This window comes from Streptococcus sp. CCH5-D3 (genome assembly GCF_001556435.1).
In the GTDB taxonomy this organism is placed as follows: Bacteria; Bacillota; Bacilli; order Lactobacillales; family Streptococcaceae; genus Streptococcus.
The window spans coordinates 25,094-42,774 of record NZ_LSIW01000113.1 but is presented as its reverse complement, the minus strand read 5'-3'; the positions used below and the strand labels follow the sequence as shown (position 1 = coordinate 42,774).

The window sequence follows — 17,681 nt, the reverse complement described above, 5'->3', positions numbered from 1 at the left end:
ACATATGACTAGAACCTTCGAAAACTCTGGTAGCGAAAAGGAATTTTTGGACATCTATCAGCGAGAGGAAATGGATAAGTACGTTAAGCCCTCAGTGACCGTTGACTCGGTCATCTTCCGCTATTATGAAGGAAGAGTCCAAACCTTACTTATCAAGCGAAAAAACCATCCCTTCATGGGGAAATACGCCTTCAGTGGTGGCTTCGTTCAGGAGCAAGAAGATCTCAATCTAGCTGTCTGTCGCGAAGTACAGGAGGAAACATCCATTACACTCAACCCTGATCATATTGAGCAACTCATTACTGTGGGAACACCTTATCGGGATCCTCGAATGTGGACCATTACAGTGGCTTACCTCTGCTTCATGACCTTCAATGACATTCAAGTGGAAAAGGCTGCCGACGATGCTGCGTCTACGCATTGGTTAGACATTGCCATGGTAGACGGTCAACTGCAACTTGTTGATGGTGACAAGACGCTGTCACATGATGACCTTGCCTTTGACCATTGGGAAATTCTCTTAACAGCTATGGAACGTATCAAGGGACGACTCGAATACTATCCAACTATCCTTTCCATTATGCCCGAGGAAAACACCTTGACCACCTACCGCCAACTTTTTGGTACCTTCAATGAAGACTACCTCAAGATGGATTCCACAAATTTCTTGCGTCGCTTTAAACACCTCTTCCAAAAAACAGGTCGTCAGGTAGCTACTAGAACCAGAAAGGCTGCCACCTACACATATCATATCAAGCCACTCTAAAGTAAGGTCTTTGTTTGACAATTTGATACTTACATAGTAGTATTAAGAAAATTAATAAGAGGTATCCTATGAAAAGTTTTACATTGATTAGTGGAATTCTCATTACACTCTTGGGTGTCTTTTTCTTCGCTAATCCTACAAATCTTCTTGCCATCGTTGGTTGGCTATTTGCCCTAGTGATGCTAGTATCTGGTGTTTCAAGTCTCATGGTTTATTTTAAACGAGATAACGAAAACCGCTCCTTCTTCCAACTGCTTCAGAGTATCATTTCCATCGTTTTTGGTATTATTCTGCTATCAACATCAGCATGGGTGCTCTCGGGCGTAGCTGTAACCATTATCGCTTGGTGGCTTCTTGTCTCAGCATTTACGCAAGGCTTTCAAGCTTATCGCCAACGTCAATTCGGCTTCTCAGGTCAACCTGCCCTATCAATCGCCTTGATTTGTCTAGTCTTTGGACTCCTGCTCTTTAGTGCTCCGTTTTTCTCAGCCTTTCTTATTGGGCGCTTGGTAGCTTCCTTAATTATCTTCGCGGGGGTCTCTGTCCTCTCCTTTTCGTTCCGCTTGTGGTAGGAAGAAAATAGTCACTACATAAACATAAAAAAGCCTTGCAATTCACATTTGCAGGGCTTTTGTCATACTTTGATTACTAAAGAGCTTATCCTTCTAGCTCACTCAAATACTCATAGCGTTCATACTTTTCAAGCAAGGTTTCGTTAGCAGCATCCAAGTCTCGTTGGAGGGTGGCTAACTGTCCATAATCGCTAGCATTTTCAAGCATGGCTGCTTCAATCTCTTCGATTTTGGCTTCAAGGTCAGCAATCTCATCCTCGATGGTCGCCCACTCTTGTTTTTCAAAGTAGCTCATGCGTTTTTTGTCTTCTTTGACTTTCTCAACTTTAACGCTAGCTTGCTCTTTTTCCTTCTCTAAGAGGGCTGCTTGCTCTTGGAAGAAGGCTTTTTCATCAAGGTAGTCAGAGTAGTTACCAAAGAACTCTCGCACACCACCCTCTTCAAAGGCTAGAATCTTGTTAGCCACCTTGTCCAAGAAATAGCGGTCGTGACTTACGGTAACAACAGGGCCTCCAAAACCATTGAGGAAGTTTTCCAAAACTGTCAAAGTCGCAATGTCTAAATCATTTGTCGGCTCATCCAAGAGCAGAATGTTGGGCTTTTCAATCAGAATCTTAAGTAGATAAAGACGTTTCTTTTCCCCACCAGAGAGCTTGGTAATCTGTGTCCCATGGGTAGAACGAGGGAAAAGGAATTGCTCTAAGAGCTCTGTGATACTAGTTGTTCCAACCGTTGTCTTAACTTCATCTGCAACTTCTTGCAAGTAGTTAATGACACGCTTACTCTCATCCATATCTTTAATTTGCTGTGAGAAATAACCAATACGTACCGTCTCACCAATATCCAGAACACCAGCTGTAGGCACAAGGTCACCATTAATCAGATTGAGCAAGGTCGATTTCCCGACACCATTATCCCCAACAATACCGATACGATCACGATTTTGCATGATAAGATTGAAATCACTGAGAATTTGCTTGCCATCTTCATAAGCAAAATCAACATGCTCGAAGTTCACTACTTTCTTACCAATACGGCTAGTCTCAAAGTTAATTTCAAGATCGTCATTATTAACCGTTTGGTGAACCTCACCCTTAAGCTCCTTAAAACGATTGATACGAGCTTGTTGCTTGGTCGCACGTGCCTGTGGTTGCGTTCGCATCCATGCCAACTCCTGCTTATAGAGTTGCTTTTTCTTGTGAAGAGCCGCTGCATCTCGTTCATCTTGTTCAGCCTTTAGACGCACATAGTCTTGATAATTTCCCTGGTATTCAATCAGATTAGCCTGGTCTAGCTCAAAGATACGTGTGGCCACATTGTCCAAGAAATAACGGTCGTGGGTAATAAAGAGGACCGTTTTTTTAGAAGACTTAAGAAAATTAGTCAACCAAGCAATAGTATCAATATCCAAATGGTTAGTTGGCTCATCCAAGAGCAAGAGATCTGCATCATTCAAGAGAACCTGAGCCAACTGCACACGGCGACGAAGACCACCTGAGAGGTCCCCGACCTTTTGCGAGAGGTCTGACAATCCCAACTTAGACAAGACTGTCTTAACCTCGCTCTCAATGGACCAAGCATCTAGACTATCCATCTCAGCCATAACCTTCTCCAAGCGAGCCTGATTCTCCTCAGAATATTCTGCCATAAGGGTTTCATATTCTCGAATCAAAGCCATCTCACGAAGGTCTGATGACAAGACAGTTTCAAGAACCGTCTTGCTATCATCAAATTCTGGCTCTTGAGTCAAATAAGAAATCTTATAGCCATTAGCCTTGGTGAAAGGTGACACATCACCATCAAAACCAATACGCTCAGATACAACATCTAGCAAGGTTGTCTTACCTGTCCCATTGACACCAATAATCCCAATACGATCCAAATCATGGATAATGAATGAAATCTCTTTAAAAACCGTCTTATCTCCAACGGACTTGGTTAATTTTTCAACAATAAAATCTGACATCTTACTTCCTTCTTACAAATAACACCGCTACGGATCCTACGCATGCTCTGTAGCGGTGTGTCATTTTTATCACGTCTCTAGACTTATTTCATAGCTTGAACAAAGGCCATGATGGCTTCCTCGGCATTAGCTAGTTGACCATCAACGATGGCATTTTCGATAGCCTTAAGTGCACGACCAAGGTCCGGACCAGGTTTGAATCCTAGCTCCTTCATCAGTGTGCCACCATTCACAACGATTTCGTGCTTATCATGGATGAGCAACTGGCCATCCAACTCGGCAATACGCTCATAATCGACGTCCAAGCCCTGAGCCCGTCTCAAGGTTTCAGCCTCCTCTAAGAGTTCCTTACCATACTGATAAACATCTTGCTTAGTCACATCTCTCTCCAAACGGAAATTGAAAATGTCAACCAGGGACTGAACTGTCTTTTGGAAATTAACAGATGTCTTCCATTTTTTAAGAAAAGAGCGTGGATTATCGTGCTTGAGAGCCAAAAGAGTTGCCGCCCAAGCCTGCTCAGAACTTGTAAATCTAAAGTCATCAGCATAATCTGACACAAAAGACAGCCATTCTTCAGCAGTTTCTTGAAAATCCGGAAGGTACTGATAAGCTTTAGTTGCTAGAAGTGCATTGATTCCTTTTTTCCAATGTGGTGCCAAAAGCAACTTATCGAACTCGATGAAACTTCGCTCAATCGAAATCTTTTCCAAAAGAGGAGCATGGCTGGTCATAGCCTCAAAAGTCTTTTCTTCAATATCGAAATCTAAGCTCGCTGCAAAACGTAGGCCCCGCATGATGCGAAGAGCATCCTCGTTAAAGCGTTCCTCAGCCTTACCAACAGCCCTTAAGACACGGTTGTCCAAATCAGCAAGACCATTGAACTTATCAATAATCTCAGCATTTTCATTAAGAGCAAAAGCATTGACTGTAAAATCACGACGCTTAAGATCCTCTTCCAATGAACGCACAAAGGACACGCTAGACGGACGACGGTAATCCACATAGACGTCCTCTGTTCGGAAGGTCGTCACTTCATACTCACCGCCATTTTCCAAGACCAAAACGGTCCCATGCTCAATACCAATGTCTACCGTACGCTCAAAAATCTGTTTAGTCTCCTCAGGATAAGAAGACGAAGCAATATCAACATCGTGAATAGGACGGTTGAGAAGGGCATCGCGGACCGATCCACCAACAAAGTAAGCCTCAAACCCTGCAGCCTTAATTTTCTCTAATATTGGTAAAGCCTTCTGAAATTCAGAAGGCAAATAACTTAATCTCATAGTAAATGTTCCAAACCATAAACAAGCTGATTACGTTTAACAACTTCTTTAATCCCAAGGTTGACACCACCCATAAAGGAAATACGGTCGTAAGAGTCGTGACGCAAGGTCAATCCTTCTCCTTGGGCACCAAAGATAACCTCTTGGTGAGCCACAAGACCTGGCAAACGCACACTGTGAATACGGAAACCATCAAACTCCGCACCACGTGCCCCAGCAAGTGTTTCCACCTCATCCTCAGCACCCTGACGTTTCGTTTCGCGAACCTCACGAATAAGTTCAGCTGTTTTCACCGCTGTACCTGAAGGCGCATCCTTTTTCTTGTCATGGTGAAGCTCAATAATTTCAAGATCTGGGAAATATTTGCTAGCTTCTGCCGCAAACTTCATAAGAAGGATAGCACCAATAGCAAAGTTAGGTGCAATCAAACCACCAATAGACTTGTCTTTAGAAAGGTCTGTTAATTCCTGAATTTGTACCTCAGTAAATCCTGTGGTACCCACAACTGGCGCAAAACCATTCTCCAAAGCAAAACGAGTATTTTCATAGGCAACAGCAGGCATAGTGAAATCCACCCAGACGTCTGCATCAAAGCCAACCAAATCCGCTTTATCTGTGAAGACAGGAATACCGTCCACTTCTTTTTCTGTCGCAAATGGGTCAAGCAAGGCAGCCAAAGTCAATTCGTCATCTCCCTTGACCATCTCAACCGCAGTTGAACCCATTCTTCCTTTAAATCCAGCAACAATAACTCTAATAGACATGTCATTTTTCCTCTCTTTTGATCTTAATCATAGACAAGCCCCCATCCCACATGGATAGTACTTATTTGGTAAATTTAGGTGTTAGACCTAACACTAGTGCTCCTTCACCCAAGTGTGTCGCAATTACGGCACATAAGGATACCACTGTTGAAACGCTAATTCCCTGTTCTTCTATCTGTCTTTTAAATTCCTCAGCTTTTTCAGGAGCATTAGTGTGAAGGATACTAAGCTCCATTTCACGATTTTCCTCAGCTAGGGCAACCAAACGTTTCACAGCTTTCTTCTCTGTACGCACCTTTTCAAAAACAACGATTTTCCCTTCGTCATTAAAATTCAAAATAGGTTTGATAGACAAAAGATTTCCTAAAATCGCCGAACCATTCGACAAACGACCACCCTTAACCAGATGATTAAGATCATCCACAAGAATATAGGCCGTCGTTTGGTCAACTTGCTCCTCAAGCTTCTTCAAAATGTTCTCAAAAGACATTCCTTGGGCTGACCAATGCAAAACGTTTCTCACCATAGCTCCCATAGGAGCTGCTGTGATTTTTGTATCAGGAAAAGCAATCTTCAACTTGGCATGGTCCTCAATCAAAAACTGACTATTGGCCCAAAAACCAGAGATTCCTGAAGAAAGGAAAAGCCCAATGACATGGGTATAACCTTCCGCCTCCAACTCCATAAGCAAGTTATCCAAGTCAGCTAGATTTGGTTGTGACGTCTTGAGCAGTTCCTCAGAGTTTGCCATTTGTTCATAAAACTGATTGACATCCAAGTTTTTTCCTTCAACAAAAGGCTGCCCCTCAATGATGACTGGAATATCTAAAACATAAACATCAGCATGGCCCTGAATCTCAGCAGGGAGATTAACCGATGAATCCGTAATAACTGCAAGAGACATCTTAGAACTCCAAGTTGATACCTGGGCGATCCAAGGCAATTTCAGTTACTTCATAAGTCAAACGTTGAAGCGTATCCAAGAGCGGTGCAGCCAAAGCTTCTGCTTCTTCTTGTGAGAAGTCTTTTGGTTCATTGACGATACGGTTTTGAATATGGTCCATTTGAGAAACAATCCCTGAGATAACAAACTCATCACGGACAATCATAAATTGCAAAACAGCTACAACAGACGTATTGTTAGCTTCTTCATCTTTATTGTGCAACTGGAAAGTTACTTCAACATTTGTTTTAGGCACACCATTCTCTTTTTCCCACTCATGGTTACGAACATCATAGTGGTAACGGTTAACAAATACTTTTTCGCGAATTAAATCCATTAGTCATATTCTCCTTGATACAATTACTCTTTATTATAGCATAAATATGCTTTATTATGGGAATATTATTGACAGAAAAATGAGTATTTAGACTGATTTTGACAGCAACAATAATCACTAGAAAAGTAGGAGCTTTGATTTAGGACTAAGACTACTAAAATAAGGCTCCTTCATCAGAAAAGAACCTTACATTGATAGCTAACAGTCCCTCAAAGAATGTTTCTGCTGTCCCTGTTCATCAAAATTCTCAGGAGACAACCAATTCTCAAATCGTTTCTTAAGTACCGGCCACTCACTGTCAATAATCGAGAACCAGTCCGTATCACGGCTACGTCCCTTATAGATAGCATGGTTACGAAAACGCCCTTCATAGGTGAACCCTAAACGCATGGCTGCATTGGCAGAAGGGCGGTTGAGACTATCACATTTCCACTCATAACGACGATAGTTAAGATTTTCAAAGACATATTTCATAAGCAGGTATTGAGCTTCTGTGGCTGCTCGAGTCTTTTGTAAGGCAGGTGCCAAAATCACTCGCCCCATCTCAACACTGCGATTTTGGGGTGTAATAGCCATGAGTGAAAAGGTTCCTAGAACTTTACCTGAAGCCTTATCCCTGATGGCAAAGAAATAAGGATTCTGGGATTGCTCATAATCCTCCAAACACTGACGTACAGCTTCTTCAGATTCAAAAGGGTCCGCATACATATAGGTCCAATCCGAAAGAATCTGATTAGTAAAGTAAAAGTCTAAAATGTCCTCATAATGCTCTGCCACTGTCAAATGTTCAACGCTACAATAACGACCTTCTAATAGAGCAACATCTGGCATTTTACCTGGACTGGCATCTGCTAGACTTGGCCCTACTTCTTGTTGGTAGTGATTTAAAGGCATAGGATTCTCCTTTTTCATAAAGAAAAGCCTACACAAAAGTGCAGACTTTAGCTTAATTATTTAGCAACTGGGTATACAGATACTTGTTTTTTGTCGCGACCTTTACGTTCGAAACGTACAACACCTTCAACTTTAGCGAAGAGTGTATCGTCACCACCACGGCCTACGTTTACACCTGGGTAGATGTGTGTACCGCGTTGACGGTAAAGGATTGATCCACCTGATACAGTTTGTCCATCAGCTGCTTTAGCACCAAGACGTTTAGCCTGTGAATCACGACCATTGGAAGTAGAACCCCCACCTTTTTTGTGGGCGAAAAGTTGCAAGTTTTCAAGAGTTTTCAACATAAGATTGTGTCCTTTCTTAGTGATTAGTCGCTAACTTACGCGTTGATAGCGTTGATAACAACTTTTGTATAAGGTTGACGGTGACCTTGTTTACGGTGGCTACCTTTTTTAGGTTTGTATTTGAAAGTAACAACTTTCTTTTGTTTACCTTGTTTTTCGATAGTTCCGACAACAGTAGCTCCCTCAACAACTGGAGTACCTACTACAGTTTTATCACCACCGACAAGAACAACTTCGTTAAAAGTTACTTCTGATCCAGCTTCAGCGTTGATTTTTTCAACGTAGATCGCTTGACCTACTTCAACTTTAACTTGTTTTCCACCAGTTTTGATGATTGCGTATGTGCTCATGATGCACCTCCTATTAAAATTTTTAATTTGTCTGAGGTTTCCCTCTGTGAAGACTCGCCTAGTACTGCGGGGGCGAACCCACTTGTAAACAGTAGTCGTGCGGTTGCACAGGACGTGCATTTAGTCAACGTTACAATTCTATCATTTTTTCCCTCTAATGACAAGAGAAAAAGTTATTTTGATTATTCTTATTCTGCTCATTGAAATTTATCAAAGTAACGATTACCCTAATCAACTCTTATTCCATATTTTCCTAGGAAAGTCTTAGCTAGAGCCCGCTCCAGATCAACTAAGGAAAGGCTCTTATCCGTTGTCAAAATTTGATAGCGTTCACTTCCTTCGAAATAGAAGTGATTCAATGCCTGATAGCCATTTCGTTCATAAAATGCTAAACGTTTTAGACGTTGAACCCTATTAGAGACTTGCTCCTCATCCATAGGCTCAATCGTAAGCACACACGGTCGTTCTCCTGCTTCTTCCCTAACTTGTGCCAAAATCTGACTGCCATATCCCTGAGACTGTTTACTTTCTTTAACCGCGAGAAAGAGTAGGTAGACCAGGTTATCAGTACAGATTGCATAGGTAAAACCAATAAAAACTCCCTGATCAAAATAAGCCAAGAAAGATTGTCCATTTTTCAAACTGTTCCAAGACAATTGCCAGAGTGGGAGCCTCTCCTCCACAGGAAAAGCCGCTTCATAAAGTGAAGCGACCTTCTTGAATGTTGGTGTCAGAGGATAAATGTTACGAACCTCTAGTGTCATTTTCCTAACCAATAACCTTCTTATAATCTTCTGGTGTTGCTACATGAGCGTGCTCACGTTGACGATCAAGCAAGTGACTAAGGAAGTCACGGTTGCCCAAGGCTTCTTTAAGGGTTTGCTTAAATTGCCCAGCATTCATAGGTGAGAAAATATTGCTTGGTGCAGTATAATCTGGACCATGGCTTGTGTTCGTGAAAGCCAGGATAAGCAGGTTATTTTCAAAGGCAGCACGTGTCGCTGACAGGATTTCATTTTGGTGGTTAATATCTAAATAGAAATCAGCCTCTTGATAGAGACGCTTAACCTGTTCTGTTGTAATATTCGGATAAAGGCTAACATTACTATATTTAGCTAAATCCATCAAACGACTTGACATTTCAGTGATTGCCCCAATATGGTAGTGCATGGTAGGCACTTCACTAACTATGCTTTCCAAGTGTTCAATCTGATCTGAGTTGGTCAAGATAAGCGCTTGATTTTGGAAATTATTCTGACGGGCAAATGGATACATGAATCCGAGAAAGGCCACGCGAGAAGCCTGCTCTGGACTAACCAACTTTAGAAGATTCGTATATGCTGTGTATTCTTGCACTACAATCTTAGTTTGACGGTGATTGCTATCAAGAAGGAGGCGCATATTCCCAGGGACTGAATCAGTGATAGGCTCTTGCCAGAAGAGGACATCTTGACCAGAATTCGGAAGATTCATAGCTGTCAAGAAAGGTGTTGACAAGGAGTTATAAAGGATACGTCGCAAATCATAACCAGCTTCTTTAAGATAAAAGACTACAAACTCCGATTTGTTTTTGAAAATGTAGACCTTGTCTTTCCAATTCAAGATAACGTCTTTGGTCAAATGGTTAATGACGATAACTTCCTTGTTATCTGGAGTGAAATAACTAGTAATGGTCGCTTCTTGCTTAACATTGTAAGTTGTTTGTGAGAAACGGTATCCCTTATTATTGTAGCGATCAGTCACACGCAGGCGACCTGACTCATCATACCAATCCACAGCTTTAACTAGACGCTGATGAGCAGGATGCGCATAGTGAATATGACCACGTTTCTTATCAAAACGGAAGATCTCCGCGTTGCTATTTGTTCCTAAAATTTCCCAGTAGTTAGGCACAGGAACCTGATTAAAGTAAAGTGCAGAACCTTGAACCTTGTCAAAACCAGTGAAATAAAGGTAAGGTGAGGTCACATCACTAGGCAGAAATCCATCATCTGAAAGACAAACTGTTGTATTCACATAGCCAGCGACAATCAGCGAGTAATGGAGATCCCAACTACCTTGACTATAGTTCTCAAATAAATTAATCATGATTAGTCATCTCCTTTACTAAGTTAAGCCACTTCTGCTCGATTTCCTCTGTCAAAAAGCCTTTGGCGATATCATAAGAGACTTGATGAACATAATCTAAATCTGAACGATTGAAGAAAGCTACAATTTTCTCTGCCAAGGCAGCCACAATAGCAAGCTCGTCATCTTTTTCAAATCGAGGGATGAGGTAACCATTTTCATTATCCTTGATAAAAGTTTGGTTCCCATAACGGACATCAAAACCAATCATACCAAGGCCCGATCCAACAGCTTCTAGAAGTGTCAAGCCAAAACCTTCACTCTTAGAACCTGATAGGTAAAGTTCATAATCCTTGTAGACTTCTGTTAAATCTTGGTGACCCTTAAGATGAATGTAATCCTGAGCGTGATTTTCCTCGATAATTGCCTTAAGCTTAGCTTCTTCAGCACCTGTACCAAAGATATCAAAGTTCACTTGTGGCAGACTTTCTTTAGCCTTAACAACAGCCTTAGCCAACCAATCCACGTGCTTTTCATTGGCCAAACGTGAAGCTGTGATGATTGAGAATGGTTTACGATCTCCCTCAGGCTCTCTCAGTTTATCCAAACTTCCCACAGGAATCGTTACGATATTAGGTGAAAATGGTGTGTATTTGTTGAACTGATCTAGCATAATGCTACGTTGACGTTCTGTCGCTGTGATGAAGAAATCAACCTTATCTGCATTGCTGAATTGGTACTCGTAGAAGTTATTCCAAAGAATAGTCTTGTCTGTCACAGCATTTTCACTAAAGTGCTCTGCATGGACCACAACCCCAAGCTTAGCAGGTTTAGTATTACGGAAAACAGCCTGCCCTGTGCCAGTTGCACGGTCCAAGATAACGATATCCTGGTCAGTTAGACCAAGTTGTGACATAAAGTAGGCGATAAATTCATGTTTAGATGACAAAATCTTATCTGGGAAACGGAAGACACTATCCTTGCCATCAACAATTTCATCATAAGCAATACTGCCATCTTCATTGAAGAAACGACGTTGATAGAGGTGTGCCTTGTTATCTACAGGGGTGTAGTACTCCGTGAACATCTTAGTGTAAGAGTAAAAATCTTTACGAATTAAGCAACCACGCGATACTTTTTCCACACGATGGACAATATCTTCACCCTCTTTACGCAAATAAGCGGCGTAGAAAATATCTTCCTTGGCACAAAAGAGCTTAACCACCTTGCCATTAATCTCACGACGCGTGATGTCATAAGGGATTTCCTTTTCCAAATCCTTGACAGTATAGGTCGTTGGAGCAATTTTCAGGTCTGTAAAATAGCTGTACAGCCAGATGACGTCTTCATCTTCAAACCCCATGTTACGGGTCAAATCTGAAAGATTGTCCTGCAGGAACATATCCATAAAGACAAATTTGGCCTTAATACCTGTGTTTTTGAAAATTGTAGAACGATAGGCCTGAGCGTACTCAACACCACTTGATGCCCAACCGATTCCTAAATTGATGTTATAAACAGTCATGTATTTTCCTTTCTGGGTAAAAGCTCAACATCGACATTTCTTTTTGGACATACCTAACTCTAGTAGCACCTAAATACTACTATGTTAGTACTATATCCTCCTAGACTAGAGCAAGTCTTCAATAAGTGTATCCACTTCGTCTTGCGCTTCTTCAATAGGTGTGATTTCAGTCACCATGATTCCCGCAACCGCACGTTCAACCAAGGCTTCAACATCCATACGACGTTCATATTGTTTAACGTTTTTGATTTTTGGATTAGTCTTTGGACGGTCAGGTGCAAAGATAGTACAGCAATCCTCAAAAGGTTGGATGGAAATGTCAAAGGTATCAATTTTTTGTGCCAAATCAATGATTTCCAACTTGTCCATTGTGACAACTGGGCGAATCACTGGCGTACATGTCACAGCATTAATCGCCTGCATAGACTCCATAGTCTGACTAGCAACCTGACCAAGACTCTCACCATTGATAATCACAAGACCTCGACGTTCTTCTCGAATGCGGTCAGTAATACGCATCATAAAACGACGCGTCAAGGTCATCAAATAAGCCTCAGGCGCTTTTTCTTTGATTTCCTCTTGGATTTCAGTAAATGGTACTTCGATGAACTGGATATTACCACCAAACTTGGTCAACTTACGGGTCAAATCTTGAGCCTTTTTCAGTGCACCAGGACTGGTATAAGGAGGGCTTGCAAAGTGGACAGCTTCGATATCTACACCACGTTTAAGGGCAAGATAGCCTGCCACTGGTGAGTCAATCCCACCTGAAAGCATGAGCATTCCTTTACCCGCAGTCCCTACAGGCAAGCCACCAGCTCCTTTAATCTCCTCATGAGAAATATAAGCTGCCTCGGCACGAATTTCTACCTTAAGGTTGACATCTGGACCCTTCATCTGAGCCTTAATGTCAGGCAATACATCAAAAACTGCATTTCCTAAAGTAAGATTGAGCTCACGACTATCGAGAACAAAATCATGGTCACTACGTTTAGCAGTCACTTTAAAGGTAAGACCGTCACGATAGAGCCCAGTCATAATGTCTTGAACAGCCTTTTTCAAGACCTCGACATCTTTTTCAAACTTGTAAACAGGACTAAAGGCTTGAATACCAAAAATTTGCTTCAAAGACTCTGCTACTGGCTCATAGTCTGTACCGTTGAGGTAGATGTGACCACGGTCTCGGTCAAAAGTCACTTTAACATCTGGATAGATGGATAGAACATCCTTGATGTTATTTCTAAGTTTATTGATAAAGCGCATACGGTTTTTGCCCTTGGTAGACAATTCACCATAGCGAACCATAATTTCTGAATATGTTAGTGTCATTCCTTTTCCTTTTAAATTTAGTCTTATTGTTTAATTGCTTAAATCTTGCTATCTCACTTTTTGTGTCTTGGCGTAGACCTGCTTGAAAATCGTGAGAAACTGTTCTACCTGTCCCATATCATTGTCATCATCAAGACTGATACGTACAGCCGTTTGAGCTAATTTAGTCGGAACACCCATAGAAATGAGAGTCCCTGCTGGTTTTCCCGCCTTAGATGAACATGCAGATGTCGTTGAAATATAGATTTGATGCTCTTCAAAAGCATGGACAATAACTTCACCACGAACACCCTTGATTCCAAAGGTCAAAATATTGGGCGCAAAGTCCTCACCCTCACCTGAGAAAATAGTAATGTCCTCATACTTAGTCAATTCGTCAAAGATAATTTTTTTCATCTTGGCAATTTTCGGAAGAGAAAACGCCTCTTTGTCAGTAACTAAGCGCAAGGCCTTAGCCATACTCGCAATGCCAGCAACATTCTCAGTCGTTGAACGAAAGTCTTTTTCTTGACCACCACCTGTTAAGAGCGGCGTAATCTTTTTCCCTGCCTTTTTGTAGACAAAACCGACACCTCGAACAGCATGGAATTTGTGACCAGAAAAAGTTGCAAAGTCAACACGGTCTGTTAAATAAGCTGATACAGGAATCTTCCCAATGGCCTGAACAGCATCCACATGGAAAGATATCGTCGGCTCATCAGCCAATATATCCGAGATAGCTTGAATAGGTTGGATTGATCCGATTTCGTTATTAACGGCCATAACCGAAACCAAGATCGTGTCGGGGCGTAATAATCCAGCAAGAGCTTCAACATCCACAAATCCTTGCTCATTAACTGGTGCATAGGACACTTCAAAACCATGCTCTGAAAGCCATTTGGCAGACTCTTTTACCGCAGGGTGCTCAATATCAGAAACAATGATGTGTTTGCCATAAGGTTCTTTTTCAAAAGCCACTCCTTTAATGACCCAGTTGTCGCCTTCGGTTCCTCCAGACGTAAAGAAAATCTCATCGGCTGATTTTCCAATGAGGTCCGCAACTTGCTTACGAGAAGCCTCCAAAATACGTGTCGCAGATGTTCCTAATTGGTGCAGGCTGGATGGGTTCCCAAAAATTTTAGTAGCCACTTCTTGATAGGTTCTAAGTGCCTCTGGATAAGGCACCGTAGTGGCTGAATTATCAAAATAAATCATGATTTTTCCTCGATTTTTATTTACTATTTATTATAGCATAATTTTTTTAGCAATTTTTGCGAGAAAATCATATAATAGAAAGTACGAAATATTTTTAAGGAGAGCATCATGTCTGAAAATTACTCACGCCGTAATCATTCATCAAAAGAAGAAAAAAAATCTGCCCCAAAGGTGACTGAACACGTTACAAAAGGCTTCACTGCCTTCCAAAAAGTCCTTACTGCCGTCGGGACAATTTTGTCAATCATCGTGGCTTCAATCACCATCATGAATTTCACAGCCTCTAAAAATAAGGACACTTCTGATTCATCAGCCAATCAATCAACTGTAGTCATCAAAGAAGGCAATAATAAGACTCAAGAATCAAGCGCCGCTTCATCTAGTTATGGCAATGCGACTGATTCAGAAACACAAACAAGTAGCCAAGCAGGAACCAACACCTATTCGTCATCTGCAGACACAACAACGGGTGGCAATACGACTACCTCTTCATCAGCAGCTACTGCAGACACAACATCTGGCAATGCGACTACTGGTGACGCAACAACTGGTGACGCCGCTTCTAACTAAGACATGTAAAAGGCTAGGAAACCCTGCCTTTTTTCTATAATCCTATGAACTATACAGAAACTCTAAATTTTATCCATTCTTTCAAGGGCAATGGCCGTCGCCCTCAACTCGAACGTATGCGTTGGCTTTTGAAACAAGCCGGAAACCCTCAGACTCACTTTCCAACGGTGCATATTGTCGGGACCAACGGTAAGGGATCAACAACAAGCTACCTACAAAATATCCTAACAAAGTCAGGCTATCAGGTCGGGACCTTTACTTCCCCTTATATTACTCGTTTCAACGAACGTATTAGTATAAACGGTACAGAAATCCCTGATAAGGATTTGATTAGCCTTGTCGAGAAAGCTCAGGTTCTTCTTGATGATTTAGAAGAGCACACTGCTTTTGACCGACCAACGGAATTCGAGTTGGTCACCTTACTCATGTTCCTCTACTTCGACCTTAAACAGGTTGATATGGCTATCATTGAAGCAGGTATTGGTGGACGCCTTGATTCGACCAATGTCCTTTCGCCAGAGCTTGTCATCTGTACTTCAATTGGCTTTGATCACACTGAAACCTTGGGCAATAGCCTTTTGGACATCTCCAATCATAAAGCAGGCGTCATGCGAGAAAACACACCTATCTTACTTGGTCGTGTCTCTGCAGAAGTTGAACAATTTTTCAACCAAAAATCACATGACCTACAAGCTCCTTTAGCCGTCATTGATAGGGAAATTCAGCTGCTTCCGAAAGACAACCAAACGATCCAAGTTTCTTATGACCATTGGGAAAGTCCAGATCTTAAGCTACCAATGCTAGGACGACATCAAGAAAACAATGCTGGGTTAGCTGTCACTGCTGCCCATCTCTTGACTCCAACATTTCCTAAGATTACTAATAAGAGCATTCAAGATGGTATTTGTGACACACACTGGCCTGGTCGTAGTGAGTGGATTGGAAATAACATTTACCTAGATGGTGCCCATAATCCTCAGGGAATTGCCAGCCTAAAACAGGTATTAAAAGATAACTTTGCCAACCGTCGAATCCACATTCTCTTCGCTGGACTGAGACGAAAACCTTTAGCAAACTTACTAGAAGAACTGAAAGATTATGATATTACGGTAACCAACTTTGACTTTTTTGAAGCACTGCCCTTGGATGACTATCCTCAAAACTTCAAATGTGCGGCCGACTATAGAGAATGGCTAGCACAAGCTGAATCAGCAGATTCTGATGACCTATTTGTTGTCACAGGATCCCTTTACTTTATCTCAGAAGTAAGAAACTACTTATTAAACGAAAGAAAGGCCTAAAGGTCTTTTTTATTGAGACAATATACAGTTACACACAAAATATAGGCTGTTATTTGAACATAAAGAAAAGTCTATCTATGTTTGCTAGACAGACTTCACCTTTTTACCTCATCGTTACAAATTCTTCTGAACCGGTTGGATGAATGGCAACCGTATTATCAAAATCAGCCTTAGTTGCTCCCATCTTAATAGCCACAGAGAAGCCTTGAATCATCTCGTCGACACCGTAGCCAATGCCATGAAGACCGATGATTTTTTCATTCTCACCAAGTGTTACTAATTTCATAGTTGACGGCTGACGATTGTTTGCAAGAGCTGTATACATTGGAGTGAAACTAGATTTATAGACCTTGATATTCTCCGCACCATATTTAGCAATTGCTTTTTCCTCAGTCAAACCAACAGAACCAATGACTGGGTGGCTAAAGACTACAGTGGCTACATCAGTGTAATCAAGCTTAGCATCGGCTTTATTGTTGAAGAGTCGCTCTGACAATTGACGTCCCGCCTTGATTGCAACTGGCGTCAAATCTAGTTTACCAGTCACATCACCAAGGGCGTAGATACCAGGAACTGATGTATTTTCAAAGGCGTCTGAATAAATGTTACCTCGTTCAGTCAACTCAACGCCCGTCTTTTCAAGACCAAAGCCAGAGGTATTGGCTGCACGACCAATAGCCCAAATGAGGCAATCAACAGTGATCGTTTCTCCATTGTCAAAGCTAATGGTCAAAGAATCGTCAGCATTTTTCACTACTTCTGTAGCATTAGCATGCGTGTGAAGGGTCGGACCTGATTTAGCCATCTCATCGACTAAGACATCGATAATATCCTTGTCAAAGGTACGTAATGGGCGATCCTTACGAACAAAGAGATGCGTGTCACTACCAAGAGCATTGAGAACACCAGCAACCTCAACGGCGATATAGCCAGCACCGATAACAGCTGTACGTTTTGGTACCTCATCTAACTCAAAGAAACCATCTGAAGTAATCCCATATTCACTACCTGGAATATTTGGATAAAGAGCATGACCACCTGTTGCAATAAGGATATGGGGTGCTGTATAAAGCTCCCCCGCCACTTCAACCGTATGAGGATCAACAAATCTTGCATACTCGTATACACGTTCAACGCCATTGCTATCAAAACCACGCTCATAAGAGCCCTGGATACGGTCGATATAAGCCTGACGATTGGCCTTAAGCCTTGCAAAATCAAACTTATTAACCGTCACATCAAAACCATACTCGCCTGCATAACGGTGAAGGGTCTCAGCAACCTGAGCACCATACCACATGACCTTTTTAGGTACACAGCCCACATTGACACAGGTACCGCCGACCTCTTTTCCTTCAAAGAGAATAACCTTAGCACCATGCATGGCAGCACGATTGGCACTAGCAATCCCACCAGAACCACCACCAATGACAATATAATCGTATTCTTTTACCATATTTTACCTCTTAT

At 41.8% G+C, this 17,681-nt stretch carries 18 protein-coding genes and 1 other annotated feature; of the genes, 4 read left to right on the top strand and 14 right to left on the bottom strand.

The window, feature by feature from the left end; translation table 11 throughout:
- Positions 1-4 precede the first annotated feature (4 nt).
- Together AX662_RS07445 and AX662_RS07440 are read left to right on the top strand one after the other, a co-directional pair.
- Positions 5-766 (top strand): NUDIX domain-containing protein, encoded by a 762-nt coding sequence (locus tag AX662_RS07445; RefSeq protein WP_002890096.1) that lies wholly within the window; start codon positions 5-7, stop codon positions 764-766.
- A gap of 68 nt (positions 767-834) precedes the next feature.
- The gene (locus tag AX662_RS07440; protein ID WP_002886681.1) at positions 835-1,338 is read left to right on the top strand and encodes an HdeD family acid-resistance protein; all 504 of its coding nucleotides are present in this window, start codon (positions 835-837) and stop codon (positions 1,336-1,338) included.
- 85 nt (positions 1,339-1,423) lie between these two features.
- Here AX662_RS07440 and AX662_RS07435 read toward each other — a convergent pair whose 3' ends face one another.
- The 13 genes from AX662_RS07435 to AX662_RS07375 form a co-directional block, all read right to left on the bottom strand.
- The gene (locus tag AX662_RS07435) at positions 1,424-3,304 is read right to left on the bottom strand and encodes an ABC-F family ATP-binding cassette domain-containing protein (protein WP_060972069.1); all 1,881 of its coding nucleotides are present in this window, start codon (positions 3,302-3,304) and stop codon (positions 1,424-1,426) included.
- Between the two features lie 83 nt (positions 3,305-3,387).
- Positions 3,388-4,590 (bottom strand): CCA tRNA nucleotidyltransferase, encoded by a 1,203-nt coding sequence (locus AX662_RS07430; protein ID WP_060972068.1) that lies wholly within the window; start codon positions 4,588-4,590, stop codon positions 3,388-3,390.
- Positions 4,587-5,354 carry a 4-hydroxy-tetrahydrodipicolinate reductase gene (gene dapB / locus AX662_RS07425; protein WP_060972067.1) on the bottom strand — a complete coding sequence of 256 codons (768 nt, stop codon included), beginning with the start codon at positions 5,352-5,354 and terminating at the stop codon, positions 4,587-4,589. Before dapB ends, AX662_RS07430 begins: the two co-directional genes overlap by 4 nt.
- Before the next feature lie 61 nt (positions 5,355-5,415).
- Positions 5,416-6,258, bottom strand: a complete 843-nt coding sequence (locus AX662_RS07420; protein WP_060972066.1) for a DegV family protein — start codon at positions 6,256-6,258, stop codon at positions 5,416-5,418.
- Between the two features lies 1 nt (position 6,259).
- Positions 6,260-6,634: a DUF1149 family protein gene (locus tag AX662_RS07415; protein ID WP_002885550.1), complete on the bottom strand. Its 375-nt coding sequence runs from the start codon at positions 6,632-6,634 to the stop codon at positions 6,260-6,262.
- Positions 6,635-6,832: 198 nt separating this feature from the next.
- Entirely contained in the window at positions 6,833-7,528 is a 696-nt protein-coding gene (locus AX662_RS07410) for a GNAT family N-acetyltransferase (protein ID WP_060972065.1), read from the bottom strand.
- Positions 7,529-7,584: 56 nt separating this feature from the next.
- The gene (rpmA, locus tag AX662_RS07405; protein WP_002885483.1) at positions 7,585-7,875 is read right to left on the bottom strand and encodes a 50S ribosomal protein L27; all 291 of its coding nucleotides are present in this window, start codon (positions 7,873-7,875) and stop codon (positions 7,585-7,587) included.
- Positions 7,876-7,910: 35 nt separating this feature from the next.
- Complete coding sequence (gene rplU / locus AX662_RS07400) at positions 7,911-8,225, bottom strand: 50S ribosomal protein L21 (RefSeq protein ID WP_002885597.1); 315 nt, start codon at positions 8,223-8,225, stop codon at positions 7,911-7,913.
- Positions 8,226-8,265: 40 nt separating this feature from the next.
- Positions 8,266-8,340: a sequence feature (ribosomal protein L21 leader region), on the bottom strand.
- A 112-nt stretch (positions 8,341-8,452) separates the two neighbouring features.
- A complete protein-coding gene (locus tag AX662_RS07395) occupies positions 8,453-8,989 on the bottom strand; it encodes a GNAT family N-acetyltransferase (RefSeq protein ID WP_060972064.1) in 537 nt (178 codons plus the stop codon).
- A gap of 4 nt (positions 8,990-8,993) precedes the next feature.
- Positions 8,994-10,313 (bottom strand): accessory Sec system glycosylation chaperone GtfB, encoded by a 1,320-nt coding sequence (gene gtfB / locus AX662_RS07390; protein WP_060972063.1) that lies wholly within the window; start codon positions 10,311-10,313, stop codon positions 8,994-8,996.
- Positions 10,306-11,817, bottom strand: a complete 1,512-nt coding sequence (gtfA, locus tag AX662_RS07385) for an accessory Sec system glycosyltransferase GtfA (protein ID WP_060972062.1) — start codon at positions 11,815-11,817, stop codon at positions 10,306-10,308. Before gtfA ends, gtfB begins: the two co-directional genes overlap by 8 nt.
- A gap of 105 nt (positions 11,818-11,922) precedes the next feature.
- Complete coding sequence (thiI, locus tag AX662_RS07380) at positions 11,923-13,146, bottom strand: tRNA uracil 4-sulfurtransferase ThiI (RefSeq protein ID WP_060972061.1); 1,224 nt, start codon at positions 13,144-13,146, stop codon at positions 11,923-11,925.
- A gap of 48 nt (positions 13,147-13,194) precedes the next feature.
- Positions 13,195-14,340, bottom strand: a complete 1,146-nt coding sequence (locus AX662_RS07375) for a cysteine desulfurase family protein (protein WP_060972060.1) — start codon at positions 14,338-14,340, stop codon at positions 13,195-13,197.
- A gap of 108 nt (positions 14,341-14,448) precedes the next feature.
- On the opposite strand from AX662_RS07375, the gene AX662_RS07370 reads away from it, so the two are divergent.
- The gene (locus tag AX662_RS07370; RefSeq protein ID WP_060972059.1) at positions 14,449-14,910 is read left to right on the top strand and encodes a DUF6556 family protein; all 462 of its coding nucleotides are present in this window, start codon (positions 14,449-14,451) and stop codon (positions 14,908-14,910) included.
- 44 nt (positions 14,911-14,954) lie between these two features.
- Positions 14,955-16,211, top strand: a complete 1,257-nt coding sequence (locus AX662_RS07365; RefSeq protein ID WP_060972058.1) for a bifunctional folylpolyglutamate synthase/dihydrofolate synthase — start codon at positions 14,955-14,957, stop codon at positions 16,209-16,211.
- A gap of 103 nt (positions 16,212-16,314) precedes the next feature.
- On the opposite strand, the gene gorA is transcribed toward AX662_RS07365, so the two are convergent.
- Positions 16,315-17,667, bottom strand: coding sequence for a glutathione-disulfide reductase (gene gorA, locus AX662_RS07360; RefSeq protein ID WP_060972057.1), 1,353 nt, complete (start codon positions 17,665-17,667; stop codon positions 16,315-16,317).
- Between the last annotated feature and the right edge of the window lie 14 nt (positions 17,668-17,681).